Source organism: Nocardia sp. MDA0666 (assembly GCF_003023875.1).
Taxonomy (GTDB): Bacteria; Actinomycetota; Actinomycetes; order Mycobacteriales; family Mycobacteriaceae; genus Nocardia; species Nocardia aobensis.
On sequence record NZ_PYHT01000005.1, the window covers coordinates 230256 to 248423 of the forward strand.

Consider the following 18168-nt stretch of genomic DNA (forward strand, 5'->3'; position numbering starts at 1 on the left):
GCTACGACTCCGGCCCGGGCGGTTGGGGATACCGTCCGGGCCGGGACCTCGACAAGCGCGACAGTGCCGCGCGGAGGTGGTCAGCTCACCAGCTTGGTGACCCAATCCGAATTCTCCACGTCGACGTTCTTGCCGCCGTCGAGCACGGTGGGGGTCTGCACCTGGCCGACCGCGTCCTTCAACGCCGCGAGCGACGACTGGGCGTGGTTACGGGCCGAGTCCACCCGGTCCCCCTTTGCGATGCAGGATTGCACCTCGGCGGACGCACCGGAATCCTTGGCGATCGCGGCCAATTGATCGTTGGTCAGATTGCCGCCGTCTTCACTGGGCTGCTTCGTGGTGAACAGCGCCATGTGGAATTTCGAAAACACCGGGCCGTCACCGGCATCGGCCACACATTCGCTGGCGGCCACCGCGCGGGTGGAATAGTCCTTACTGCTCGACTTGGGATCCAGGAAGTTCACGAACCGGTAGCGCACCGCGAGCTTTCCCTGGTCGATCGCTTTGGCGATCTGCTGTCCGTAGTAATGCTCGAGCGCCCCGCAGGACGGGCACATCGGATCCTCGAACATATCGATCGTCTTCGCCGCGGCGGTCTTACCGAGCACGATCGCGCCGTCGGAATCCAGTAGCGCCTGCACGGCGGGATCGTGTGCGGCGCCGTAGCCGTCCTCCTGCACCGTCAGACCATGGTCGCTGTTCCAGCGCACGACGAGCACCACGATCACCGCGACGACGACCAGCGCCACCGCGCCCAGCGCATACGTGGTGCGGTTCGACATCGGTCGCGGTGTGTATTTCGAATCCGAGGAATTCACGGCGTCCACTCTGCCAAAACCGGTCCCTCGCCGGAATCCGGCCGTCCGATTTCCCGGCAACCGGATATCGCCGGCCTACGCCCGCGGTTCCTCCGCCTCGCTCGCGGGCACACCGACCAGCCCGTAGAGGACCAATTCCTCGAGCGAGCGGGCGAACCCCTCCGTATCGTCGATATCCCGGATACACATGGCGAACAGCGCGGCGCCGGCGATCATATCCAGCACGGTGTCCGAATCGACCCCGCCGCGGACGGCCCCGGAATCCAGATACCGCGCGAGTTCACGCCGGGTCGGGGTATCAAGCCGTGCCGAAAGTTTCTGATACAGCCCGGAATCCGCACGCATCTCGGTCATCAGCCCGGGCATGGCCTCGCGCGCGGGCCGCGCCCCGAAGAGCTGGATCGTGCCCCGGATCACCGTGCGGATCTCTTCTACCAGATCGGTCGCCACCTCTTCGCCGCCCACATCCGGAAAGACCGCTCGCGCGATCAGATGCGCCTTCGACGGCCAGCGCCGGTAGATCGCGGGCCGGCTCACCCCGGCGCGGGTGGCGATCGCATCGATCGACACGGCGGCATAGCCCCGTTCCACTAGCAGCTCGCGGGCGGCCTCGAGGATCGCTCGATCCACCTCCGGATCGCGATGCGGCCCGAGCCGATGGCGAGCGTTCACGACACAACCGTCCTTGTCAGCGCGAGCATCAGTCGTTACAGTCTGTCACATCTGAGTCGTTACATTCTGTAACTGCTGAATTCGAGGAGACGTCGTGTCCACTACCGACCAGCCGATCGCCGCCACGGATACCTATCGGCCACTCCCCCTGCTCGAGGGCAAGGTCGTCGTACTGTCGGGTGTGGGCCCGGGTCTCGGCCGCGCGCTGGGCGCCGAGGCCGCCCGGATGGGCGCGGATCTGGTGCTGGTCAGCCGCACCGAACGCCGGCTGGAGAAGATGGCCGAGGTAGTGCGGTCCCACGGTCGCAAGGCGCTGGTGGTGCCCACCGACATCACCGAGGAAGAGCAGCGCAGTGCGCTGGTCGAGCGGGCCCTCGCCGAATTCGGCCGGGTCGACTGCCTGATCAACAACGCCTTCGCCATCCCGCCGATGGAACCGATCACCGGTATCGAGCTGGACGCGCTGCGCACCGCGAACGAGACGAATGTCTTCGCGCCGCTGCGGCTTTCGACACTGTTCGCCGATGCGCTGGCCGCCACGCGCGGCTCGATCATCATGCTCAATTCCTGTGTGAGCTTCGATTCCGAGCCGATCTACGCCGGGTACAAACTGTCGAAAGGCACACTCGCCCATCTCGCCTCGTCGCTGGCCACCGAACTGGGCCCGCGCGGCATCCGGGTCAACAGCGTCGCGCCCTCCTACATCTACGAGGACGTGAACAAGGCCTACTTCGACTGGCTCGCCACCCAGGACGGCGTCACCCACGAGGAGATCTACCGGCGCAAGGCCGAACCCACCGACCTCAAACGCCTCGCCGCCCCGGAGGAGGTGGCCCGCGCCGCCCTGTTCCTCGCCAGCGACCTCGCCTCCGCCGTCACGGGACAGATTCTCACCGTCGACTGCGGCGAATACCACAACTGAAATACTCACGGCTGCAAGGAGTTCCGGTGACCGACGCGAAGAAGCGAATCGTCCTCTGGGGTACCGGGGTGGTGGGCTCCATGGTGCTCGCCGAGATCATCCGCCATCCGGTCTTCGAACTGGTGGGCGTGGGTGTCAGCAACCCGGACAAGGTCGGGCGCGACGCCGGACTGCTGTGCGGCGGCGGCGAAACCGGTATCCGCGCCACGGATTCGGTGGCGGAACTGATCGCGCTGCGCCCCGACGCGGTGGTGCACTACGGGCCGACCGCACAGTTCGCCGACGAGAACATCCGGGTCATCGGGTCGTTCCTGCGGGCGGGGATCGACGTGTGCTCGACCGCGATGACACCGTGGGTGTGGCCGGAGATGACGCAGACACCCGCCGCCTGGCGCGATCCGATCACCGAGGCCTGCGCCGAGGGTGGCGCGTCCTGCTTCACCACCGGTATCGATCCGGGCTTCGCCAACGACCTGTTCCCGATGACACTGCTGGGTCTGTGCGGGGAGGTGGAGTCGGTGCGCGCCTCGGAGCTGCTCGACTACACCTCCTACGAGGGCGATTACGAAGTCGAGATGGGCATCGGGCGGCCGCCGGAATTCCAGGCCATGCTGGAGATCCCCGAGCTGCTGATCATGGCGTGGGGCGCCACCGTGCCGATGATCGCGACGGCCGTGGGCATCGAACTCGACACCATCACGACCACGTGGGAGAAATGGGTGACTCCGGTGGATCGGCCGTCCGCGAAGGGTGTCGTCGCGGCCGGCAACGTCGCCGCCATCCGGTTCACGATCAACGGCGTCTACCACGGCCGCGAGGTCATCACGCTCGAGCACGTCAACCGCATCGGCACCGACGCGGCTCCCGACTGGCCCGCCGGCACGAAGGACGATGTGTACCGGGTCGACATCGTCGGCTCGCCGTCCATCTCGCAGGAAACCACCTTCCGGTTCACCGACGGATCGGGGCGCACACCCGCTGTCGCCGGATGTCTCGCCACCGGGATGCGGGCCCTGAATGCCGTTCCCGCGGTCAACGCCCTGCCGCCCGGTTGGGTGACACCGCTGGACCTGCCCCTCGTCCCCGGCGTCGGCACCATTCGCTGATATACCGGAAGTCGCTTTACCGCCGCGTCTTTCGGGGAGCCGCTCCGAATTCGCGCCGGAGGCCGAGTAGGCCGGCGACGCGAACTCGGAGCCTGTACCGTACTCACTTCGCCGGCTGCCCCTTCGGGACGAACGGCTCGTTGATTGTGGTGAAGTACTGGATCACCGAGGCGACCGCCACCGGAGCCGCGACCAGCAAGGCGCCCGCGAAGGCGCCGATCCCCGCACCCACGGCCATCCCGGCCAGACAGCCCGCCAGGGGCCCCGCACCGAACAACGCCGCGAGAATGCCGGTGACGACGGCGCCGACCAGCGCTCCGCCGACACATCCGGCGATACCGCCGATCGCGGTGCCGACCCCGGCACCACCAGCGGCGGCGGTCGTAATCTGTAGCGCGGCACGGGAAAACGCCGCCTGCTCCCGCTCGTAGCGGGTACGCCACGGCGCCTCGTCCTCGAACGGCAGCGCAGCCGGGGTGAGGATGGCGGTGTGGTCACGAATCGATGCCTCGACCGGATAGGCGACGTCATCGATACGAATCGTCAGCGGGATTCCGGCCAGCACCGCGCCGGCGGCGGATCTGATCCGGAATATCCCGTCCGAGACGTCCATCGAACCCGAATCGGTGGTGATCACTGCTGCCGCACCGGTATTCACGGCCCGGTAGTGCACGGCGCCGTCCGTGGCAGCACTGTTCGGTGCCGGCGCCGCGGCATCCGGCAGGGCAGGGTCGGCCGCAGCGTGGGCGGACGAGGCGGTGACGGTCGCGATGGCGAGCGTGGTGGCGGCTACCCAGCGTTGAACCCTCATCGGTTCTCCTCTCGAAAATCACCGTGGCACTGCGCAATTGCGGACATGGCCGACGGTGATACGCAGACAACATGCCTGTGGAACATGTCACAGCGCGGCGCGGTCAGGGAGCGGCCTCTCGTTCAGCGGGACACTGGCGGTGAACCGGGGATCCGCGCCGGATCACCGGCTGTCGGCACATACTTCGGTCAGCGCACTACGAATCGCCGCCGGCTCAGGCTGGCGGCGAGACACCCTGTGTCACAGTGTGTTTCAGTGACCGCAGGAGGTTGCGGTCGGTTCGCCCGCCATCACCCGCGCCACGAAATCCTGAGCATCGGCCAGCGACGCGGGCACACTGCCGCGATGATCCTGGCCGTCGTAGACCCGGTAGTCGATGCGAACTCCCCTGCCGCACAGCGTTTTCACCAGAGCGTCGGTACCCGGTTTCGCGACGGCGGAATCGGCCGTGCCCTGGGCGATCATCGTCGGCACGGTCGGGGTCACGCGGCTGGGGTCCTGCTCGTCCAGATACCGGGTCAGCGGTCCGACGTCCGCGTTCGGCGCGAAGACCTGCGCCGGCGGCACCGGTGGCACCGCGCGGATCTGGGCGAGGCAGCCGGTGCGCGCGGCCGTGAGCAGCGGCGCGGCCTGCGGCGTCACCAACGCGTCCGGATCGATGGCCGGTTCGGCGGCGTGCGCCCCCAGCAGAATCACCGGCAGGAAAGCCTCGGCCCCTTCGGCGCCGGGGCGATTCGATCGTAGGTAGTCGACGGTCCCGCTCAGCCCCACCCCACCGGGCGCGATCGACACCGCACCCTTCAGCTCCAGTTCGGGCGCCCGCGCGGCCCCGGCCTGCGCGGTGAACAATGCCGCCTGCCCGCCCTGACTGTGCCCGGCGACGACCCAGCGCTTCCCGATCGAGGGCTCCAGCGCCCGGGCCGCGCGCACGATGTCGACGACCGCGTCGGCCTCGCTCGTGCCGTTGATGTACGGATGCCCGCCGGGAGTGCCGAGCCCTTCGTAATCGGTCTGAACCACGGCATAGCCCTTGGCAACCCAACTGCCGAGGATCCGGTTCACCGGCCCCAGGTAGTCGTGATCCGGACCGTCCGCGGTGTCGGCGGAGGGCGCGCAGGTGTCGGCGTAGCCAGTGGTGCCGTGGGCCCAGCTCAGCACCGGCCAGCCGTCCTTCGGCGGTGCTCCCGCAGGCACCGCGACGGTGCCCGACACCACGATCGGCTGCCCGTGCGCATCGTCGGAGGCATAGGTGATCAGGCGCGTGCTCGCCGCACCGGGCAGGGCGGCGGCACTCGTCAGCGGCCGCGCGGTCAGCAACTGTCCCGCGCGCAGGGTGGCGGGATCGGTATCCGGCGCGCCGGAGCAGGCGGCGGCCGACAAGCCCACTGCCAGGACACCGACGCCGATCCGAGCCGATTTCCGTATTCGACGAGCCGGCACGGTGATCTCCGATCTGTGGATCCAGTAGGTCGGCCACAGGGTAGGGGGTTTCGGCGATCGAAGGCCGATGCTCCCGCCAGGTAGGACAGCGCGGGCGACGTCGCGGAAATCAGTCGGCGGACGCGGTGACCAGATGCCTCCGTAGCGGCTCGCGCACCACCGTCCATCCGGCCGCGGCCACCACCAGCAGCGCACCGGTCACCGTGAGCGCGAATCCGAACGACACCCGCTGCGCCAGCCACCCGATGGCGATCGGCCCCACGACGGTGCCGAGATCGGCGGCCATCTGATATCCGGCCAGCACCGGGCCACCGCGCGCCCGCGGGCCGATCACGTCGGCGACCGCGGCCTGCTGCGCGGGTGTGTACATCCCGGAGCCGAGACCGGCGACGAACGAGGCCCCCAGCAGCCACACCACATTCGGCGCGAGACCCAGCGCGATCGTGCCGGCCGCGCACACCAGGGTGCCGGCGATCAGGAAGGGTCTGCGCCCCCATTGATCCGACAACCGGCCGGAGGCGAGCAGCACCGCGGCATTGCCCGCGGCGAAGACCGTCAACGCCACCCCGGCGACTCCCGGAGATTCGCCGAGTACCTCCACGACCAGCAGCGGAACCAGCGCCATCCGCACGCCGAACACCGCCGCGCCGTTGGCGAAGTTGGACCACAGCACGGCCCGGTACACCGGATCGGCCAGTGCGCGACCGAAACTCACCACCGGCATCGGCTCGGCGCCCACCGGTTCGGCCAGATGCGAACCGCGCAGCTTCCAGAACACCACCGCACTCGCCGCCAGCAGGGCCACCGCGTAGATCGCGAACGGCGCACGCAGCCCCAGCCCGCTCAGCGCACCACCGAGCAGTGGACCGGCCAGCGAGCCGATCAGGAAACTGGTGGACCACAACCCGGACACCCGCCCCCGCTCACCGGGCGGCGACAGCCGGATGACCAGGCCCAGCGAGGAGACCGTGAACATGGTCGATCCGATCCCGCCCAGCGAACGCAGCACGATCAGCTGCCAATAGGTCTGCGCCAGCGCGCACGCGCCGGTGGACAGGGCCACGATCAGCAGGCCGGCGAGATACAGCGCGCGCTCACCGTACCGCTGTACCAGCCGCCCGCTCACCGGTGCGAACAGCAGGCGCATCAGCGCGAAACTGCTGATGATCGCCGAGGCGGCCGCGACACCGACGCCGAAGCTGCGGGCGAACTGCGGCAATGCCGGTGCGACCAGCCCGAATCCGAGCGCGATGATGAATGCCGCGCCGATCAGCACCCAGGTCTCGGCGGGCAGCCGGGAACCGGCACCGTGACTGTCGTTCACCACATCTCCGCGAATCAGTCGACCGCGGGCTCCTCGATGCCGAGCGCGCGTCCGACCACTTCCTCCGCGGCCGCCTGCACCAAGGCCAGATGTTCGGGCCCCTCGAACGATTCGGCGTAGATCTTGTACTTGTCCTCGGTGCCCGACGGGCGGGCCGCGAACCACGCGTTCTCGGTGGTGACCTTGACCCCGCCCAGCGCCGCGCCGTTGCCGCGAGCCCGGGTCTGCACCGACAGCACCGATTCCCCGGCGATGTCGGTGGTGGTGATGTCGTCCGGTGTCAGCGCGGCCAGCCGCCGCTTCTGCTCGGCATTCGCGACGGCATCGATGCGCGCGTAAGCCGGTGTGCCGTAACGCTTTTCGAGTTCGGCGTAGCGCGCCGACGGACTCTGGCCGGTGACCGCGGTGATCTCGGCGGCCAGCAGCGCCAGCAGGATGCCGTCCTTGTCGGTGGTCCACACCGTGCCGTCGTGGCGCAGGAACGAGGCCCCGGCGCTCTCCTCACCGCCGAAAGCCAGGGAACCGCTGAACAATCCGGGAACGAACCATTTGAAGCCGACCGGCACCTCGTGGGTCTGCCGGCCGAGCACGCCGACCACGCGATCGATCATCGAGGAGGTCACCGCGGTCTTGCCGATCTTGGTCAGTGCGTCCCACCCCATCCGGTTGGCGACCAGATATTCGATGGCCACCGCCAGGAAGTGGTTGGGATTCATCAACCCCGCATCGGGCGTCACGATGCCGTGCCGGTCGGCGTCGGCGTCGTTGCCGGTGGAGATGTCGTAGTCGTCGCGAATCGCCACCAGCGAGGCCATCGCATAGCGCGAGGACGGATCCATCCGGATCTTGCCGTCGCTGTCGAGGGTCATGAACCGCCAAGTGGGGTCGACGAACGGATTGACCACCTCGAGTTCGAGGTCGTAGCGCTGGCCGATCTCCTCCCAGTAGTCGACGCTGGCGCCGCCCATCGGGTCCGCGCCCAGCCGGATTCCGGCGCCGCGCACCGCGTCCAGATTCAACACGTTGGGCAGATCGGCGATGTACTGGTCGAGGTAGTCGTAGCGCTGCACACCGGTGGCCAGCGCATGCTGCAGCGTGGTGCGTTTGATTCCGGCCAGCCCGCCACGCAGCAGTTCGTTGGCGCGCTCGGCGATGGCGTCGGTCGCGACCGTATCGGCCGGCCCGCCGTGCGGCGGGTTGTATTTGAAGCCGCCGTCGCGGGGCGGATTGTGCGACGGCGTGACCACGATGCCGTCGGCCTGATGGCGGGTGCCGCCCCGATTGTGGCGCAGCACCGCGTGACTGAGCGCCGGGGTCGGCGTGTAGCGCCCGCGGCTGTCGATCACGGCGGTCACATCGTTGGCGGCCAGCACCTCCAGCGCGGTGGTCCACGCCGGTTCCGAGAGCGCGTGGGTGTCGCGAGCCAGATACACCGGGCCGGTGATGCCGCGGGTGGCGCGATACTCCACGATCGCCTGGGTGATGGCGAGGATGTGGGCCTCGTTGAACGCGCAATCGAGGCTCGAACCGCGATGTCCGGATGTGCCGAAGACCACCTGCTGGGCGGGTTCGGCGGGATCGGGGATGCGGCTGTAGTACGCCGTCACCAGATGCGGCAGATCCTCGAGATCGCTGGCCCGCGCCGGTCGGCCGGCTCGATCGTGGGCCATGCTCGGGCCTCCCTTCCTCGGCGCCTGCGCCCGGCTCGTCATCACAATCACGGCGACACCCCGCCCGACTGCCACACCTGGACCGCGGACAGGGTCACGGTCCCGGATTCGAAGAGTTCGGCATTGGCCACCACGAAATCGCGCAGCAGCTGCGAATCGTCGATGATCATCACCATCACGGGCAGGTTCTCGGCGAGATCCAGCATGCGGGTGGTGTGGATGCGCGAGGAGACGCCGTAGCCCTCCATACCGCGCCAGACGCTGGCCCCGGCCAGGCCGCTGTCGCGCGCCCGCCGCACGATCTCGTGATAGCGGGGCCGATGCTTGTAGTGGTCGTCCTCACCCAGCAGCACCGTCAAGCGGGCCGCGGATCGCCAGCGTGGATCCGGCTGCCACGCATCGGCTTCGGTGACGATCTGCATCGCGGACTCGTCCGGTGCTTCACTCATCGCCAACCCCCTGTCGTCGTGCCGTACCAGTTGTCCGTTCTGCCGCGCCGCGCGCTGTCACCACCGTCCGCCCACCGATCCGAGCGGCGGACCCACCACACCCGATCCGTGCAGTCTAGAGCGTCGTCCGATCGGGCGGAGCAGCGGTCGCATATGCCACAGAGAGCTGTCCAGACTAACGGATTCGCTTGCGACGAGCAAAAACTCGTCCGGACCACGCTCGGCCCCTCCGGCGTGACCACCACCGCGGCGCCGGTTCGCGAACCCACCTGGTGCACCTCCCTGCCCGACCGAATGTGTGGAGACATGCTAACTGTCAGCGATCGCGCCGCGGCCCGGCATCCGGGTCGCGCGGGCCCGCCACATCGACTGCGCGGCCCCGACCGGGCGATGTCCGGGCGACGGATTCGGCCTGCCCTGTTCGGCTCCCATCCGCGATCCGCGGTGCCGCACACGACTCGGCAGCCCCCGTCCCGAACCGCTTCACCAGCGCCGCCCTTCCGCTAGCCGTCGGTTTGCTCTCCGGCGGCACGGAGAGGAGCAACCGAATTCGCACCGGTCACTGCCCGGACGGGCGCCGGCGCATCGCGGCCCCGTCCACGGCAGTAGCCACCGACCGACGCTCGGGCGCGTCCCTCGTGTCGCCGCGGCCGGCCGGTGGCTCCGGCGACGAGACGACGCGGCCCGTGCCGTACGCACTCGGGACAGCGGCGGACCCGTTCGCGGACTTCACCCAGCGCGACCCGCACCGATAGACGACGGTGCCCCGGACTCGTCGAGTCCGGGGCACCTATCCGATTGTCACGCAGGGCGATTCACCCTGTGACCGCGGTCGTGCTCAGTGCGCCAGCACCGGCTCGCCCTCGGCCGGGGCCGGTGCGGTGCTGGGCATCAGCACCGCCGCGGCGACCGCGCCGACCACGAAAATCGCTGTCGCCCACCAGAAGCTGGTGGTGTAGCTCTTGATCAGCGATTCGGCGACCGCGAGCTGGGTGGGCTGGCGGCCGGACAGGTAGTTCGCCGCCGCCGAGGACGCGATGGTGCTCAGCAACGCGGTACCGATCGAACCACCGACCTGCTGGCTGGTGTTCACCATCGCCGAGGCCACACCGGCGTCCTCGTGGTGCACACCGGCGGTCGAACCCTGGAAGGCGGTCGACATGGCGCCACCGAGACCCAGGCCCAGCAGGATCAGCGCCGGGAGGATGTGCGAGGCGTAGCCGGTGTCCAGTCCGATCCGGGTCAGCCACGCCATCCCGGCGGCCGCGATCAGGAAGCCGGAGGCGACGGTGATCTTCGGTCCGATCCTGGGCAGCAGCAGCGAGGGCACCGTGGTCGAGGAGGCGATCATCGCCGCGATCATCGGCAGGAACGCGACGCCGGTCATGATCGGCGAGTACTTCAGCGTCAGCTGCATGTAGTAGGTCAGGAACAGGAAGATCGCGAACATCCCGATACCCATGACGAAGACCGTCATGTAGGAACCGGCCCGGGTGCGGTCGAGCAGGATCCGCAGCGGCAGCAGCGGGTGCTCGACCCGGGTCTGGAGCCACGCGAACACGCCCAGCAGCACCGCACCGCCGATGAGGAAGGTCAGGGTGAGCCCGTTCGACCAGCCGTGCGACTCCGCGTGCGAGAAGCCGTAGACGATGCCGAACAGGGCGGCACTGACCGTGATCGTGCCCGGGATGTCGAGCTTGGGCCGGTGCTCGGCGGTGTGCTTGGCCAGCAGCAGCACGGCGCCGACCAGCGCGACGGCGGCGAAGATCAGGTTGACGTACATCACCCAGCGCCACGAGGCCCATTCGGTGAGCGCGCCACCGAGCAGCAGACCGAGCGCGCCACCGGTACCGGCGACGGCACCGAAGATGCCGAAGGCCTTGGCCCGCTCCGACGGTTCGGTGAAGGTCACCGTCAGCAGCGACAACGCGGCGGGCGCGAGCAGCGCGCCGAACACACCCTGGGCGACACGAGCCACCACGAGCATTTCGAAGCCGTTGGCCGCGCCACCGACCGCGGAGGCGACCGCGAAGCCGACCAGTCCGATGATGAAGGTGGTGCGCCTGCCGAACAGATCGCTCAGCCGGCCGCCCAGCAGCAGGAGGCTGCCGAAGGCCAGGGCGTAACCGGTGACCACCCACTGGCGGTCGGCGTTGGAGAAGCCGAGGTCCAATTGGGCCTCGGGAAGTGCGATATTCACCACGGTCGCGTCCAGCACGACCATCAGCTGGGCGACGCCGAGCACGGCGAGCACCCACCAGCGCATTGCATGCGAGCCACGGCGGCCCGCGGAGCCGGACGAGTGCCTCGACGGCAGGTCCGACCGGCTCTTTTCGAGATCGATCGCGGATGTCATGGGGTTCCTTGTCCGACGGCGGTTGAGGTGGAAGTTGAAGTGGAGGAGTTGCCTCCGCTTGCATGGAAAGCTATCACGATAACGGAGAGAGCGCCTCCGGTTAATCCCCGAACTTGGTAATATCACGGTGTGAATCACGCCACGGCCGCTCCCGCTCCCCGGCGCCTGCGCGCCGATGCCGCCCGCAACCACGCGCGGATCCTCAGAGCGGCCAGAGATCTGTTCGCCGATCGCGGCCTGGAGGTGACCCTCGACGACGTCGCGGAGGCGGCCGGCGTGGGCGTGGGCACGGTCTACCGGCGCTTCGCGAACAAGCAGGAGCTCATCGGCGAGGTCTTCGACCAGACCGTCACCGATATGGCCGAGGCGACCGAGGCCGCCTATGCCGATCCCGACACCTGGCACGGACTGACCGTGCTGTTCGAGTGGTGCTGCGAACATATGGCCAGCAACCGCGGCTTCGGTGAGGTGATGCTCGAGCTGCCCGACGCCATGGAGCGCTTCGTCTCGGTTCGCGAACGGATCAAGCCGATGGTCACCCGCCTGTTCGACAAGGCCGCCGCCGAGGGCGTCCTGCGACCCGGCATCGCCGCGTCGGACTTCTTCGCGATGATCAACATGGTGGAGGCGATCGCAAGCTTCGCCAAGCCGGTGAATCCCGAGGTCTGGCGCCGCTACATGGCCATCGTCCTGGACGGCGTGCGCGGCGACTGCATCCCGCGGCAACAGCTGACTGTTCCGCCTCTGAACGACGACGACGTCGATCAAGCGAAGGAAGCCGTATTCGCCTGCCGCAGAAGGTAATTCCCTGTCCGGCACCGTGCACCCGCCAACGTTACCGAGCGATCACCCCGCAACGTAAGTGCCGCATCCCGATCGCGGACGTGTGATCGGACACGTTCGCGCTCGAACGAGGGCTGGCGCACAGTTCGGCCATGTTCTAAAGTTGGACGCATGACCAATTCGTGGGTGAACTGGGCCGGCGATCAACGGTGCGCGCCGGCCACCTACGCCGCTCCGCGCACACGTGACGACGTCGCCGAACTCCTGGCCCGGGCCGAGGCCGAGGGCCATACCGTGCGCGTGGCCGGAGCCGGACATTCGTTCACCGACACCGTGCTCACCGACGGCACCCTGTTGCAGCTCTCGCAGCTGAACCGGATTCTGCAGGTCGACCGCGCCACGGGCCTGGCGCGAGTGGAGGCGGGTGCGACGCTGAACGAGCTGAGCACCGCCCTGCACCCGCTCGGCCTGGCCTTCCCCAACCTCGGCGACATCGATGTGCAGTCCATCGCCGGCGCTACCGCGACCGCCACCCACGGCACCGGCGCGGCACTGCAGAACATCTCCGCCGCACTGCATTCGGTGGAACTGATGCTCGCCGACGGAAGCGTGATCGAACTCGACGAACGCAGCGATCCCGACGGCTGGCGCGCGGCACGGGTGAACCTCGGCGCACTCGGTGTGGTCACCGCGGTGACGTTGCAGCTGGTGCCGTCGTTCGTCCTCGAGGGAGTCGAGCGGCCCGTTCCGGTCGAGGAGGTGCTGACCGATCTCGACGAATTCGTCGACGGCAACGAACATTTCGAGTTCTACATGTTCGCGCACAGCCCACTGGCGATGACCAAGCGCAACAACCGCGTCCAGCTCGCCGAACAGCCCCGCGCCAAGGCCGTGGACTGGTTCGCCGACATCCTGATGTCCAACCACACCTTCGACGCGCTGTGCCGCCTCGCCCGCCGGCAACCGAGCCTGATCCCGTGGATCCACCGCGGCGCGGCCTATGCCGGCAGCTACCGCCGCCAGATCGACCGCTCCTACCGAGTCTTCGCCTCCCCCAGGCTGTTTCGCTTCACCGAGATGGAATATGCCATCCCGCGCGAATACGCCGTCGACGCCATCCGCGACATCAAAGCCGTTGGGCAGCACTTCGATTCGCCGATGCCGACCGAGGTGCGGTTCGTGGCGCCCGACGACGCGTTCCTGTCCCCCGCCGGAGGTCGCGACACCTGCTACATCGCCGTGCACCAGTACCGCGGCATGGACTACGAACCGTATTTCCGTGCCTGCGAAGCGATTTTCGATCGCTACCACGGCCGCCCGCACTGGGGTAAGCGCCACTTCCAGACCGCGGAAACGCTGCGCGGACGCTATCCGGAGTGGGATCGCTTCCAGGATGTGCGACGGCGGCTGGACCCGAAGGGGCGCTTCGCCAACGCTTATGTCGAGCGGGTTCTCGGGTCCCTCGACTGAACGGATTGCCTCCTCCGGCTCCGGGAAACGGTGGCGGCGAGGCTGTTTCGTCTGCGGTGCGGCCGCTACCTCGCCCGCGCGGTGCGGCCGCGATCGGCGAGCCGCAACTCCAGCGACACCGGCACGGCGTCGACCTCCAGCGCCTGCCGCAGCCGGCCCACCGCATCGGAGAGAATGCGCCGGCGCAGCGCGGTCAGATCGGCGTCGGGCTCCGCCGTGACCACCAGGTGCAGTTCCGGTGCGCGACCCGGGCCCGACAGCCTGGCCTGCGCCGACCGCACCTCCGGATAGGACTCGATATCGGTCGCCACCGGAGCGGCCGCGACATTCGAATCCATCAGCGTCTCACCGGAATTACCGACCGTGCCGATATGCCAGCGCATCCGCGCCGGCAGCCGCGCGAACTGGGCGGCCAGCCACCGCAGCGCCGCCAGGCCCACGACCACCGCGCCCGCCACCACCGCCACGAACACCCACTGCGACGGCTCGGCGGTGCCGGGCACCAGCGGCGCATCCCGATCGACCCAGTGCAGCACGCCGGCGTACGCGAGAATGGCATAGGCGCCCGCGAGAATCAGCGCCAGCCCGATGAGCGCGAGCAACGCCCGATTGAGCCGTGCAGGACGATTGGCCGAACTCACAACACCTCCTGTGACCTGCGGGACACCCGCACCCGGTCGGTGTCGCGAGCCGCTGCGCGATTGTCGCTCACAACACCTCCTGTGACCTGCGGGACACCCGCACCCGGTCGGTGTCGCGAGCCGCTGCGCGATTGTCGCTCACAACACCTCCTTGCGAACGTGCACTCGCTTGTCCACCCGCTCCGGCTGCTGCGCCGCGCGCAGACGGGTGCTGACGGGCGGGGCGGATTTCGGGGCGATGCGGGCCAGGCGGTCGCCGACGGCGGCGTTGACCGTCTGCTCCAGATCGGCGTGGTCGGGGTGGGCGGCACGTCCGCTGACCCGAATGTTCTTGCGGCCGCGGCGAACTCGTGCCGCTTCGAGGCCGGCGACCGAGCCCGCGGCATCGGTCAGGGCGCCGTCCAGACTGCGCCGGGTGATTCCGGCGTCCATCCCTTCCTCGGCGTCCAGCGCTTCCACCACGCGCCGGCCGGGCAGCAGCGCCGCGAGCAGCAGCACCGCACCGAGCACCACCAGCGCGATGCCGACACCGAGCACCCAGTAGCTGTGCCAGGTCGTGTCGTGCAGATGCACCGCGATGCTGTGGTAGGACACCAATTCCTTCGCGTTGCCCAGGTTCTGGATCAGCGACACCGCCACGAGGACCGCGATCACCAGCAGCGCCAGTGCGACCAGTACGGCCGGGGTGATGCGCCGGGGCCTGCGGTTCATCGCAGCCGTCCGGCGGGTTCGATCGTGTTGACCAGTTCGGACACCTCGATGTCCACGCGCGGAACGACCAGTCCGGACAGTTCGTGGGTGCGCTGCATCAGGTGCTCGCGGCACGCCTCGGTGACCACCGCGACCGGCGTCGGATAGTGGACCGGCAGGCGTACCCGCAGCACGGCGGTATCGGCCGTGACGCGCGCGGACACCTCGGGGCCGGCGGCCACACCGTCGACCTCACGCGCCGCCCGCGCCGCCAGGCGCCGCACCGCACGCTCGGACACGGTGGTGCGCCCCCGGAACTCGGCCGCGGAGAGCAGCGACGCCGGCGCCGTCTCCGCGGCGGCGCTCATTTCCGGCCCCGATCCTGCGCCGAACGGATCAGGCCGGACAGGTCGACATGGCCGTCGAGCCAGCGGCCGATCACCAGTCCCAGCGCACCGAAGATCAGCACCACCGCGAAGGCCCCGAAACCGCCGAACGCCGCGGCGAAACCGAGGGAGAGACCGAAGATCAGGCAGATCGTGGTGGCGTTCATATCACTGCACCCGTTCGCGGGCCGGCGGCTGATCCTCGTCCTCTTCGATGAAGACGTCGTTGACGTTGATGTTCACCTCGACCACCTCGAGTCCGGTCATCTGCTCGATCGCGGTGATGACGTTGCGGCGCACCGCGCGAGCCAATTCGGCGATGGACACGCCGTATTCGACGACGATCTCCAGGTCCACCGCCGCCTGCGTCTCGCCGACCTCGACCGAAACCCCTTGTCCCACACTGGCCGAAGCACCGGGGATGCGATCGCGGAAGGCGCCGAACGCGCGCGCCGCGCCACCGCCGAGGTTGTGCACCCCGCGCACCTCGCGGGTCGCCAACCCGGCGATCTTCTGGACGACGGCGTCGGCGATGGCGGTCGTTCCCTGATCGCTGACCAGCGCGCTGCTGGTTCGGGCGGGCGCTTTGGCCGCGGCTCCGCCCTGGCCCGCGCCGCCCCCGGTGTCCTTACCCGCTTCGGCCCTGGCGTTCTCCGCGCCCTTACCGGCTGTCGTGCTGGTCATGATTACCTCCAGTTCAGTTCCCTTGCGATACAGCGGATAACGAACCTTCACTAGATACGACCCCGCCGACGGCGAAATGTCACGGGCGAGACCGATGATCTAGGTAATCGCGGTGTCGAACGCTTCCGCGTCCAGATCGGTGACCACGATCCGCAGTCGCGCACCGGCCCACCGAGTGGCGTCCTGCAGTTCGCCCACGGCCGCCGCGAGCTTGTCCAGCAGTGGCGGCAGCGGCAGCGCCGAGGCGATCACCCGGATCTCGACGACCTCGGCACTCACGTCCACCGCCGAGTGCGGACCCAGCCGCGGCACCCACTCGGCGAGGTCGACGCCCGGCGGCACGGCCGGACGCAATCCCGCCACCGATTCGATCGCGGCGACGATGTCGCCGGCCAGCTCGTCCTCGCTCACGGCCGCCGTCACGACGCTCCCGGTGCGATATCGAGAATCGCCACCGACACCGCGTCGACGAGCATCCCGGTCTGTTGCGCGACCATCCGGACCACCTCCTGCTGTACCGCCTGCCCGACCTCGCCGACCTGGCATCCGCCCCGCACCGACAGGTCGACCTGCACCTTCAGCCAGCCACCGCTGTGGCGGACGCGCACGCCCGCACCGGGTGCGATGTCCTGGCTGCTCCACCACTGCCGTCCCGTCCGGGCCAGATGGCCGAGCAAACCGAGAACACCGGGCTCCAGCCGCGCCACCCCGGGAACCGAGGCCGCGGCCCGAGCCGCTACTGCAGCGATTACCGCATCCGAGGCGATATATTCCGCTTTCTCCGCGAATCCCGCGCTCACGGCTCCTCCTGGTAGACGTCCACCACGGTGATGTCGAGCCGCTCCAGCGCCAGACCGGCCCTGGCCGTGGCCGCCGCCCGCACTCGTTCGCGCACCTGCGGAACGACGCGTTCGACCGTGGTGTCGCCGTGCCGCAGCGAGATCGACAGCGCCACCGTGATCGCGTGGCGGCCGTCGGGATCGGCCCCGTGGTCGTCGATACGGCAGCTGCGGGCGCGCACACCCGGCACGGTGTCGGCGGCATAGCGCAGCACCGCCGCGATGGCCTGCTCGCTCACCTCGATCGAGCCCGGATGCGGCGTGGTGAGGCTCACCATGCGTCCGCGCCGCACCTCGGCCCGTACCGCCGACATGATCCGGTCGAACATCGCGGGCGGCGGTGGATCCGGCTCGTCGACGAGTTCGCGGGTGGCGGCGCGCAGCGTGAGCAGACTCTCGCGCGCGGCCCCGCAGTGCGGGCACTCCGATTCGTGCTCGTCGGCCAGCCCTGCCTCCACGGCGTCGAGCCGGTCCCACACCTGTTCGACGCTGCGCCCGCAGGGCAGCGTGTAGTCGCTGTCGGTCATCTCCTTCAGCGCCACGGCTTCATCACCTCCGCCAATTGCGCCCGGGCTCGGGCGATCCGCCCCCGAACCGCGGTGGTGTTGGTGCCGACGATCTCGGCGATCTCCTCGTAGGAGCGGCCGTGCACCTCCCGCAGCAGCCAGCAGGCACGCTGTTCGGGTGTCAGCCGCTGCAACGCCGCGGTGAGCGCGGCCATCTGGTCGTGCACCTGTGCCGCGTGTTCGGGCTGGGTCGCACGTTGCGGCGATTCGGTGGTGTCGAGATCCACGTCGGCGCGGTCCGGCCGGGACCGGATGACGTTGAGGCACCGATTGGTGGTCATCCGGTACAACCACCCCGAGAAGGCGCTGTCGTCCTGCAATTGAGCCAGGCGGCGCCACGCGGTGAGGAACACCTCCTGGATGACGTCCTCCGCCTCGGACCGGTCGGCCAGCATCCGCGCCGCCAACCGGAACATCGCTCCCTGATATCGCAGCACCAGTTGCTCGTAAGCCCGGACATCGCCGTCACGTGCGCGCCCGGTCAGGGTGGCGTCGTCCAGCGCTGCCTCGGGTGCCGTTGCCGCCTCGGTCACACAGCACC

At 68.9% G+C, this 18168-nt stretch carries 21 protein-coding genes; 4 read left to right on the top strand and 17 right to left on the bottom strand.

Annotation, left to right across the window (positions count from 1 at the left end):
* Nucleotides 1-80 precede the first annotated feature (80 nt).
* A complete protein-coding gene (locus tag C8258_RS11020) occupies nt 81-782 on the bottom strand; it encodes a thioredoxin domain-containing protein (protein ID WP_063012256.1) in 702 nt (233 codons plus the stop codon).
* A 111-nt stretch (nt 783-893) separates the two neighbouring features.
* Nucleotides 894-1490: a TetR/AcrR family transcriptional regulator gene (locus C8258_RS11025; protein WP_106955082.1), complete on the bottom strand. Its 597-nt coding sequence runs from the start codon at nt 1488-1490 to the stop codon at nt 894-896.
* Between the two features lie 94 nt (nt 1491-1584).
* On the opposite strand from C8258_RS11025, the gene C8258_RS11030 reads away from it, so the two are divergent.
* Together C8258_RS11030 and C8258_RS11035 are read left to right on the top strand one after the other, a co-directional pair.
* Nucleotides 1585-2412, top strand: coding sequence for an SDR family oxidoreductase (locus C8258_RS11030; protein ID WP_233225007.1), 828 nt, complete (start codon nt 1585-1587; stop codon nt 2410-2412).
* Between the two features lie 80 nt (nt 2413-2492).
* The gene (locus tag C8258_RS11035) at nt 2493-3518 is read left to right on the top strand and encodes a dihydrodipicolinate reductase (protein ID WP_106955188.1); all 1026 of its coding nucleotides are present in this window, start codon (nt 2493-2495) and stop codon (nt 3516-3518) included.
* A gap of 103 nt (nt 3519-3621) precedes the next feature.
* On the opposite strand, the gene C8258_RS11040 is transcribed toward C8258_RS11035, so the two are convergent.
* From C8258_RS11040 to C8258_RS11065, 6 genes are all read right to left on the bottom strand, one after another.
* Nucleotides 3622-4329 (bottom strand): hypothetical protein, encoded by a 708-nt coding sequence (locus C8258_RS11040; RefSeq protein ID WP_106955083.1) that lies wholly within the window; start codon nt 4327-4329, stop codon nt 3622-3624.
* A gap of 252 nt (nt 4330-4581) precedes the next feature.
* Nucleotides 4582-5715 carry a S9 family peptidase gene (locus tag C8258_RS11045; protein WP_233225008.1) on the bottom strand — a complete coding sequence of 378 codons (1134 nt, stop codon included), beginning with the start codon at nt 5713-5715 and terminating at the stop codon, nt 4582-4584.
* Between the two features lie 163 nt (nt 5716-5878).
* On the bottom strand, nt 5879-7093 hold the full coding sequence (locus C8258_RS11050; protein ID WP_199195660.1) for an MFS transporter: 1215 nt from the start codon (nt 7091-7093) through the stop codon (nt 5879-5881).
* Between the two features lie 14 nt (nt 7094-7107).
* Nucleotides 7108-8763 carry a phosphoglucomutase (alpha-D-glucose-1,6-bisphosphate-dependent) gene (gene pgm / locus C8258_RS11055; protein ID WP_106955191.1) on the bottom strand — a complete coding sequence of 552 codons (1656 nt, stop codon included), beginning with the start codon at nt 8761-8763 and terminating at the stop codon, nt 7108-7110.
* 47 nt (nt 8764-8810) lie between these two features.
* Nucleotides 8811-9212 carry a DUF190 domain-containing protein gene (locus C8258_RS11060; RefSeq protein ID WP_081879496.1) on the bottom strand — a complete coding sequence of 134 codons (402 nt, stop codon included), beginning with the start codon at nt 9210-9212 and terminating at the stop codon, nt 8811-8813.
* Between the two features lie 838 nt (nt 9213-10050).
* On the bottom strand, nt 10051-11568 hold the full coding sequence (locus C8258_RS11065) for an MFS transporter (RefSeq protein ID WP_106955084.1): 1518 nt from the start codon (nt 11566-11568) through the stop codon (nt 10051-10053).
* A 129-nt stretch (nt 11569-11697) separates the two neighbouring features.
* On the opposite strand from C8258_RS11065, the gene C8258_RS11070 reads away from it, so the two are divergent.
* Nucleotides 11698-12372 (top strand): TetR/AcrR family transcriptional regulator, encoded by a 675-nt coding sequence (locus C8258_RS11070; protein WP_036509835.1) that lies wholly within the window; start codon nt 11698-11700, stop codon nt 12370-12372.
* A 150-nt stretch (nt 12373-12522) separates the two neighbouring features.
* Nucleotides 12523-13821 carry a D-arabinono-1,4-lactone oxidase gene (locus tag C8258_RS11075; RefSeq protein ID WP_106955085.1) on the top strand — a complete coding sequence of 433 codons (1299 nt, stop codon included), beginning with the start codon at nt 12523-12525 and terminating at the stop codon, nt 13819-13821.
* Nucleotides 13822-13886: 65 nt separating this feature from the next.
* Here C8258_RS11075 and C8258_RS11080 read toward each other — a convergent pair whose 3' ends face one another.
* The 9 genes from C8258_RS11080 to C8258_RS11120 form a co-directional block, all read right to left on the bottom strand.
* Entirely contained in the window at nt 13887-14462 is a 576-nt protein-coding gene (locus tag C8258_RS11080) for an alkaline shock response membrane anchor protein AmaP (RefSeq protein ID WP_106955086.1), read from the bottom strand.
* A 138-nt stretch (nt 14463-14600) separates the two neighbouring features.
* The gene (locus C8258_RS11085; protein ID WP_106955087.1) at nt 14601-15173 is read right to left on the bottom strand and encodes a DUF6286 domain-containing protein; all 573 of its coding nucleotides are present in this window, start codon (nt 15171-15173) and stop codon (nt 14601-14603) included.
* The gene (locus tag C8258_RS11090) at nt 15170-15520 is read right to left on the bottom strand and encodes a hypothetical protein (protein ID WP_106955088.1); all 351 of its coding nucleotides are present in this window, start codon (nt 15518-15520) and stop codon (nt 15170-15172) included. The genes C8258_RS11085 and C8258_RS11090 overlap by 4 nt, the downstream gene beginning before the upstream one ends.
* Nucleotides 15517-15705 (bottom strand): hypothetical protein, encoded by a 189-nt coding sequence (locus tag C8258_RS11095; protein WP_030515548.1) that lies wholly within the window; start codon nt 15703-15705, stop codon nt 15517-15519. The genes C8258_RS11090 and C8258_RS11095 overlap by 4 nt, the downstream gene beginning before the upstream one ends.
* A 1-nt stretch (nt 15706) precedes the next feature.
* On the bottom strand, nt 15707-16222 hold the full coding sequence (locus C8258_RS11100) for an Asp23/Gls24 family envelope stress response protein (RefSeq protein ID WP_106955192.1): 516 nt from the start codon (nt 16220-16222) through the stop codon (nt 15707-15709).
* 99 nt (nt 16223-16321) lie between these two features.
* Nucleotides 16322-16645 (bottom strand): hypothetical protein, encoded by a 324-nt coding sequence (locus C8258_RS11105; protein WP_233225009.1) that lies wholly within the window; start codon nt 16643-16645, stop codon nt 16322-16324.
* Nucleotides 16642-17022 carry an Asp23/Gls24 family envelope stress response protein gene (locus C8258_RS11110; RefSeq protein WP_036509844.1) on the bottom strand — a complete coding sequence of 127 codons (381 nt, stop codon included), beginning with the start codon at nt 17020-17022 and terminating at the stop codon, nt 16642-16644. The genes C8258_RS11105 and C8258_RS11110 overlap by 4 nt, the downstream gene beginning before the upstream one ends.
* Complete coding sequence (locus C8258_RS11115) at nt 17019-17603, bottom strand: anti-sigma factor (RefSeq protein ID WP_199195661.1); 585 nt, start codon at nt 17601-17603, stop codon at nt 17019-17021. Before C8258_RS11115 ends, C8258_RS11110 begins: the two co-directional genes overlap by 4 nt.
* Nucleotides 17594-18160, bottom strand: coding sequence for an RNA polymerase sigma factor (locus tag C8258_RS11120; protein ID WP_083904102.1), 567 nt, complete (start codon nt 18158-18160; stop codon nt 17594-17596). Before C8258_RS11120 ends, C8258_RS11115 begins: the two co-directional genes overlap by 10 nt.
* Between the last annotated feature and the right edge of the window lie 8 nt (nt 18161-18168).